Here is a 7,006-nt window from a genome sequence, read left to right on the forward strand (position 1 = left end):
CTGGAGGCCCTGTCGCACCTGACCGGGGCGCGCGGGCGTCTGGAGCGCGTCGGTTCGACCGGCAATGGCGCCGAAATCTATGTCGATTACGCCCACACGCCCGACGGGCTGGAGACGGTCTTAAAGGCGCTGCGCCCGCATACCCAGGGGCGTCTGATCTGCGTCTTCGGCTGTGGCGGCGACCGGGATCGCGGCAAGCGGCCGCAGATGGGGGCCATTGCCGAGCGTCTGGCGGATCGGGTGATCGTCACCGACGACAATCCGCGCTCAGAGGAACCGGCGTTCATCCGCGCCGAGATCATGGCCGGTCTGGCCGGTACGCAATCGTCGAATGTCCTTGAGATTGGCGACCGCCGTCAGGCCATTTTCGAAGCCGTGGCCAGCCTGAAAACCGGCGATGTGCTGGTCGTGGCGGGCAAGGGCCACGAACAGGGGCAGATCGTCGCCGGAAAGGTCTTGCCTTTCGACGACGCCGGTGTAGTGCTCGAAGCCTTGAATCCATAACCCCCTGACCCCGCTTGCTAGCGCAAGCTACCCTCTCCCCAAAGGGTCCGAGGGGGACACGAAGATGGCGCACATGACCACACCTCTCTGGACCGGAACCGAACTGCTCAAGGCCACAGGCGGCACCTTTGCGGGCTTGAGCGGCGACGCCAGCGCTATTCGCGCCACCGGCATTACCTTCGATAGCCGTCAGGTGCAGCCGGGTGATATCTTCCTCGCCTTGTCCGGCGTGCGCGACGGGCACGACTTCGTGGCGCAGGCCTTTGCGCAGGGCGCGGTGTGCGCCATCACGCGCAAGCCGGTCGAAGGCGGTCCCTGCCTGATGGTGCCGGACGTGCTTAAGGCGCTGGAAAAGCTGGGGGCCTATGCCCGCGACCGCGCCCCGGCCCTGAGAGGGGCGGTAACGGGCAGCGTGGGTAAGACCTCGGTGACGCAGATGGTCATGGCGGCCTTGAGCCGCGCCGGGCGCGCCCATTCGGCGGTCAAAAGCTTCAACAACCATATCGGTGTGCCACTGACCCTCGCCCGAATGCCGGCGGATACCGAACGCGCCGTCTTCGAAATCGGCATGAACCACGCCGATGAGATCACGCCCTTGTCGGAGTTGGTCGAACCCGATGCGGTGATCATCACCACGGTGGGCGCGGTGCACACCGAAAACTTCCCCGACGGCGAAGAAGGGGTGATGAAGGCCAAGGCCGAGATTTTCGACGGCCTCAAATACGGCGGGCTGGCGATCCTCAACGCCGATAACCACTGGTTTGCCGAACTGAATGAGCGGGCCAGCGAAATGGGCGCAAAGGTGCAGCGCTTCGGTGAGGCCGAAGGCGCAGACGCGCGCCTGATCAGCCACGAGGTGGTCGATGGCCGCGCTCAGGTCACCGCCACCCTGCATGGGCGCGATATCGCCTTTACGCTGGCCCATACGGGTAAGCATCAGGCGCTCAACGCCCTGTCTGTGCTGCTAATGACCGAGGCGCTGAAAGTCGATACGGCGACAACGCTCGCCGCCCTGTCGGCCTTTGAGGCGCTGGACGGGCGTGGGGCCGAACATCAGATCGCGGTGGCGGGCGGTCAGGTGACGCTCATTGACGAAAGCTACAACGCCAATCCGATCTCGATGGTGGCGACGCTCAACGCGTTAGCCGCGCGTCCGCTGGCAGTGGGCGGGCGGCGCATCGCGGTGATGACCGACATGCTGGAGCTTGGCCCTGATGAGGTGGAACGCCACGCGGCTCTGGCCCCGGCGCTGACGTCGGCGGGCGTCGATCAGGTGTTCGTCGCCGGGCCGCTGATGAAGGCCCTGTGGGACGTGTTGCCCGAAGCGCAGCGCGGGGCCTATGCGGCCACGGCGGCGGAACTGGTGGCACCGCTGAAATCGGCCTTGCGTCCGAACGACATTGTTATGATAAAGGGCTCCAACGGATCGAAGGCGGGCCTGATTGCCAAGAGCCTTCTGATTTAGGGACATTATATGTTTTATTTTCTGTACGAGCATTTTGCGGCGCTTGATCACTGGCCGCTGCTCAACCTCCTGAAATATCAGACGGTTCGCGTCGGCCTGGCCATCATCACCTCCTATCTGGTGGCGGTCGGTCTGGGCTCGCGCTTCATTCGCTGGATGCGCGCCAAGCAGGGTAAGGGCCAGCCAATCCGCGAAGATGGTCCGCAATCGCACCTTCTGACCAAGAAGGGCACGCCGACCATGGGCGGGCTGATGATTCTGGCCGGGATTCTGGTGGCGACGCTTCTGTGGGCCGACCTGCGCAGCGTCACCGTCTGGGTGGTGCTGGGCGTCACCATGATCTACGGCTTTCTGGGCTTTATCGACGACTATGCCAAGGTCACCAAGCAGACCTCGGCCGGTCTGTCGGGGTCGCAGAAGCTGATTGCGCAGTTCATCGTGGCGGGGATTGCGGCGGCGCTTCTGGTCTATTTCGGGCCGCAATCGCCGACCTCGTCGGGGCTTTCGACCTCTCTGGCCGTGCCGATCTTCAAGAACGTGCTGTTCAATCTCGGCTATTTCTACATCGTCTTTGCCGCCGTGGTCATTGTGGGGGCGTCGAACGCCGTTAACCTGACCGACGGGCTGGACGGGCTGGCCATCGTGCCGGTGATGATCGCGGCGGGGACGTTCGGCATCATTTCCTATGCCGTCGGCAACTACGTCTTTGCCAACTATCTCAATGTCCACTTCGTGCCCGGATCGGGTGAGGTGGCGGTGTTCCTGGCGGCGGTCATCGGCGGCGGCATGGGCTTCCTCTGGTACAACGCCCCGCCGGCCAAGATCTTCATGGGCGATACGGGTTCGCTGGCGCTGGGTGGCGGGCTTGGCATGACGGCCGTGGCCATCAAGCACGAGATCGTGCTGGCCATAGTCGGCGGCCTGTTCGTCGTCGAAGCCCTGTCGGTGATGATCCAGATCGGCTATTTCAAGCTGACCGGTAAGCGGGTCTTCCTGATGGCGCCGATCCACCACCATTTCGAAAAGAAGGGCTGGGCGGAATCGACGGTCGTCATCCGCTTCTGGATCGTGGCCGGGATTCTGGCCATGGTCGGTCTGGCCACGTTGAAATTGCGATAAAAGTGTAGCCACCCCACCCCCATTGGCTCCGCCAATGGTCCCCCTCCCCAGTAAACTGGGGCGGTACAAGGCAAGGCCCCTTACACCTCCCCGGTGGCGGGGAGGGGGACCGCACGAGTTTGCGAAGCAAATGAGATGCGGTGGTGGGGTGGTTCTGAGTCAGTATGGAGACATCAGTTTGATCCCCGTCAAAGGTTTTGAAGGCAAGCGCGTAGCGATTTTCGGTCTGGGGCGGTCCGGCCTGTCGGCGGCACGCGCGCTGAAGGCCGGCGGGGCCGAGCCGCTTCTGTGGGACGACAAGCCGCAGTCGATGCTCAGCGCCTCCAAAGACGGCTTCACCATCGAAAACCTCAAGGTCGCCGACTGGTCGGAAATCGACGCCCTGATGCTGTCGCCCGGCGTGCCGCTGACGCATCCGGAGCCGCACTGGACCGTCAGGGCGGCGCAAGCCGCCAATGTCCCGGTCATCGGCGATATTGAGCTGTTTGCCCGCACGCTGAACGCCCTGCCCGAAAAGCAGCGCCCGAAGACGGTGGCCATCACCGGCACCAACGGCAAATCGACGACGACGGCCCTGATCGGCCATATCCTCAAGGCCGCCGGGCGTGACGCCCATATCGGCGGCAATATCGGCATCGGCGTGCTCGATCTGCCCGAAATGCACGCCGGGACGATCTACGTCATCGAAACCTCTTCCTATCAGCTCGACCTGACCCACACCTTCCGCCCGGACGTGGCGGTGCTGATGAACTTCTCGCCTGACCACCTCGACCGACATGGCGATATGGACGGCTATATCAAGGCCAAGAAGCGCATCTTCCTGAACCAGACTGCGCATCAGACGGCGGTGATCGGCACGGACGATGAGTGGTCGCAGGCGGTGGTGACCGAAATGACCGCGCATCACTCGGTCAATCTCATCCCCATCTCATCGCGGCGCACCCTGGGGCGCGGCGTCTATGCGCTGAATGGCGTCATCTATGACGCCACGACCGACCGCGCGCGTCAGATCATCGACCTGAAGACGGTTCGCACCCTGACCGGTCGCCACAACTGGCAAAACGCCTGCGCCGCCTATTCGGCCTGCCGGGCGCTGGGCCTGACGGTCGAAGCGATTGTGGCGGGCATCCGGTCCTTCCCCGGTCTTGACCACCGGATGCAGGAGATCGGGCGCATCAAGAATGTGCGCTTTATCAACGACTCAAAGGCCACCAATGCCGATGCGGCGCGTCAGGCCCTGTCGAGCTTTGACGGCTTCTACTGGATCGCCGGCGGCCGCGCCAAGGCGGGCGGCATCGAGGAGTTAAAAGACCTCTTCCCCCGCGTCAAACACGCCTATCTGATCGGTGAGGCGGCGGAGCTGTTTGAAAAGACCATCGGCACGGCGGCCCCCTGCACCCAGTCGCGACTGCTGTTCACCGCGGTGGCGCAGGCCTTTGCGGCAGCCGAAAAATCCGGCAAAGAAGAGGTGGTGCTGTTGTCCCCGGCCTGTGCCTCTCAGGACCAGTTCACCGACTTCGAAGCCCGCGGCGATGCGTTCAAGGAAGCCGTGGCCGACATCCAGCGCAGCCTGGCCTCGGTTTAGAGCGGGATGATTTCTGATGGAATCATTCCGCTCAAGCCGCCATTGAGGCGGCAGCCAAGGTGGCGGAGCCACCGCCCGGCGAGGGGCTAAACAAACTCTGGATCATTATGTTTTTACCAAAAAACATAATGATCCAGAGTCAAAACCGCCGCTGTAAGGCCAGCACGAAGCGGTCGCCGTGCGCCTTTGAGTACTCATGGCGGTTGGTGTCGTAATAACGCAGGTCCAGTGAGGTCTTGGCGTTCAGCGCCAGCGTCGCTCCGGCATTCCACGCCGTGTAGTTGCGCTTCGGCTCTATGCGACGCTCGCCGAGGCCGCCGGACACGCTCCAGCGATCGGATAGCTTCTGGGCCGCCCCAAGTTCATAATAAAAGGCCTCTTTCGTCGTACCCGACGAATCCGGCGACCAGATGGTCAGGGCCTTCAGCGTCGTATCGCCGAAGGCGCGGCTGACCTCGGTCTGCCACTCGGTGAAACGGTTGTCGCTGCCGGGGCGGGCGCCGCCATTGACTTTGTAGATGATCTGGCTGTTGACATGGATTTGCGGCCCGACCGACCAGCGGCCGCCGACGGCCAGTGCGCTCTGTGTATCGCTGCCGTCCGAGCTCTTGACGTTCTTCAGTCGCGCCGAAGCGTAAAACCCGCCGCGCGTCGCCGTCACCGCTCCAGACAACTGCCCGTTACCTTGCGTTTCGGAAATACCTTTGCTGGTCGAATCCGTCGCAGCGGTCAGTTGCCCGCTCAGCTTCCAGCCTTCCAGAGCCTCCGTCCAGTCGTCACTCCAGTCGGCAACGAAATTACCCGTCGGCGCCGCAACGGCGACTGGTGCGGTAAAGGTCAGAAGGGCCAGGGTGATGGGCAGGACAAATCTGGGCAAGGTGCGGTGCGGCTCCGTTTTCCACTTCTGCGCATGCCCGCATTGTCATTAAATTGCAATGAAAATGTCACAAAATTCGGCATACGAAGGGTGCTCAGCCTTTGAATTGGGGTGCCATGGGTAAAAATTCAATCATCCTCAGATGATGGAATCGTCCGAAAACCTTTGCGTAGCCTTAGAAAATTCCGCCTTGAGCCGCTCAATCAACTCAGAGGCAGGCAGGATGTCGCGCACATTGCCCGTGCCTTGTCCCGCCGACCACAGGGTTTTCCATGCCTTGGCCTCGTCGCTCATCTCATGGTCCATGTCCATCTTGGTGGTCATGTCCTTCAGCATATCTTTGGTGATGCCGTGACTTTCCAGCGACGGCAGCAGGAAGGAGGCGGGGACGCCCGAAATGGCCGGCGTATAGACGATGTCCTTGGCCGAAGACTGCGTCAGCATGGTCTTGTAGCCCTCGCTGGCCATGGCTTCGTGCGTGGCGATAAAACGCGTGCCCATATAGGCGAGGTCGGCTCCCATCATCAGCGCCGCCGCCACGTCTGAGCCGCGCGACAAACAACCCGACAGGACGATGGTGCCTTCGTACCACTGACGGATTTCGCCCAGAAGCGCGAAGGGGTTATAGGTGCCCGCATGGCCGCCCGCCCCATTGCAGACAAGGATCAGCCCGTCCACGCCGGCCTCGGCGGCCTTTTCAGCGTGGCGCACGGTGGTGATGTCATGAAAGACCACGCCGCCATAGGAATGTACCGCATCGACCACATCGCGCACCGCCCCCAGCGAGGTGATGACCAGTGGCACCTTCTTTTCGACCGTCACCTTCATATCTGCCATCAGCCTTGAATTGGTCGGGTGGACGATCATATTGACGCCGAAGCGGGCATCCTCAGGCGTCAGCGCCCCTTGAATTTCGTCGAGCCATTGCGCATAGCCTTCGGTGGTCCGCTGATTGAGCGCCGGGAAGGTGCCAATCATGCCGCCTTTGCACGTCGCAATGACCAGCTCCGGCCCGGAGACCAGGAACATCGGCGCGGCAATGGCGGGGAAGCTGAGGCCCGCTTTCAGGGTATCCGGAATGGCCATGGTCGTTTCTTGCCCTTAAGTAAACTATTGTATTCGCTTAATTATTATCCTATTCGAATGAAAAGGAAAGGTCGTTCATGGCGCACTATACCGATAATCTGACGCAACTGGGCCAGCAGTTGGGCGCGCCGAGCGACCCGGACAGCGCCGTTTTGGAGCGCGTGCCTAATCCGCACGCCGATATCGACTATGTGGCGCGCTTTACGGCCCCGGAATTCACCTCCCTGTGTCCGGTGACGGGGCAGCCCGATTTCGCGCACCTGGTCATCGACTATGTGCCGGGCGAGTGGCTGGTTGAGTCCAAATCGCTGAAGCTGTTTCTGACGGCGTTCCGCAATCACGGGGCGTTCCACGAAGACTGCACGATCTA

General features: G+C 62.1%; 7 protein-coding genes. 5 read left to right on the top strand and 2 right to left on the bottom strand.

All coding sequences use genetic code 11. The annotated features are described in order from the left end of the window. From Q0072_RS15660 to murD, 4 genes are all read left to right on the top strand, one after another. Positions 1–504, top strand: a 504-nt coding sequence (locus Q0072_RS15660; RefSeq protein WP_298331957.1) for a cyanophycin synthetase, incomplete at its 5' end; no start/stop codon positions are given. Between the two features lie 73 nt (positions 505–577). Next, positions 578–1,969, top strand: coding sequence for a UDP-N-acetylmuramoyl-tripeptide--D-alanyl-D-alanine ligase (gene murF / locus Q0072_RS15665; protein ID WP_298331960.1), 1,392 nt, complete (start codon positions 578–580; stop codon positions 1,967–1,969). Positions 1,970–1,978: 9 nt separating this feature from the next. Beyond that, on the top strand, positions 1,979–3,088 hold the full coding sequence (gene mraY / locus Q0072_RS15670; protein WP_298331963.1) for a phospho-N-acetylmuramoyl-pentapeptide-transferase: 1,110 nt from the start codon (positions 1,979–1,981) through the stop codon (positions 3,086–3,088). Between the two features lie 178 nt (positions 3,089–3,266). Further along, positions 3,267–4,673 (top strand): UDP-N-acetylmuramoyl-L-alanine--D-glutamate ligase, encoded by a 1,407-nt coding sequence (gene murD / locus Q0072_RS15675; protein WP_298331966.1) that lies wholly within the window; start codon positions 3,267–3,269, stop codon positions 4,671–4,673. Positions 4,674–4,812: 139 nt separating this feature from the next. Here murD and Q0072_RS15680 read toward each other — a convergent pair whose 3' ends face one another. Both Q0072_RS15680 and Q0072_RS15685 read right to left on the bottom strand, forming a co-directional pair. Continuing rightward, positions 4,813–5,550: a TorF family putative porin gene (locus Q0072_RS15680; protein WP_298331968.1), complete on the bottom strand. Its 738-nt coding sequence runs from the start codon at positions 5,548–5,550 to the stop codon at positions 4,813–4,815. A gap of 138 nt (positions 5,551–5,688) precedes the next feature. Next, positions 5,689–6,636 (bottom strand): nitronate monooxygenase, encoded by a 948-nt coding sequence (locus Q0072_RS15685; protein ID WP_298331970.1) that lies wholly within the window; start codon positions 6,634–6,636, stop codon positions 5,689–5,691. 77 nt (positions 6,637–6,713) lie between these two features. Between Q0072_RS15685 and queF the strand changes: the two genes are divergently transcribed. Continuing rightward, a partial coding sequence (gene queF, locus Q0072_RS15690; RefSeq protein WP_298331973.1) for a preQ(1) synthase occupies positions 6,714–7,006 on the top strand: 293 nt, incomplete at its 3' end.

Origin of the sequence: Asticcacaulis sp. (genome assembly GCF_027484505.1) — a bacterium.
Lineage (GTDB): Bacteria > Pseudomonadota > Alphaproteobacteria > Caulobacterales > Caulobacteraceae > Asticcacaulis.

Excerpts from the sequence above, each read along its gene's own strand:
- murF (WP_298331960.1), top strand. The coding sequence starts at position 578 with ATGACCACACCTCTCTGGACCGGAACCGAACTGCTCAAGGCCACAGGC.
- Q0072_RS15685 (WP_298331970.1), bottom strand. The coding sequence starts at position 6,636 with ATGGCCATTCCGGATACCCTGAAAGCGGGCCTCAGCTTCCCCGCCATT.
- mraY (WP_298331963.1), top strand. The coding sequence starts at position 1,979 with ATGTTTTATTTTCTGTACGAGCATTTTGCGGCGCTTGATCACTGGCCG.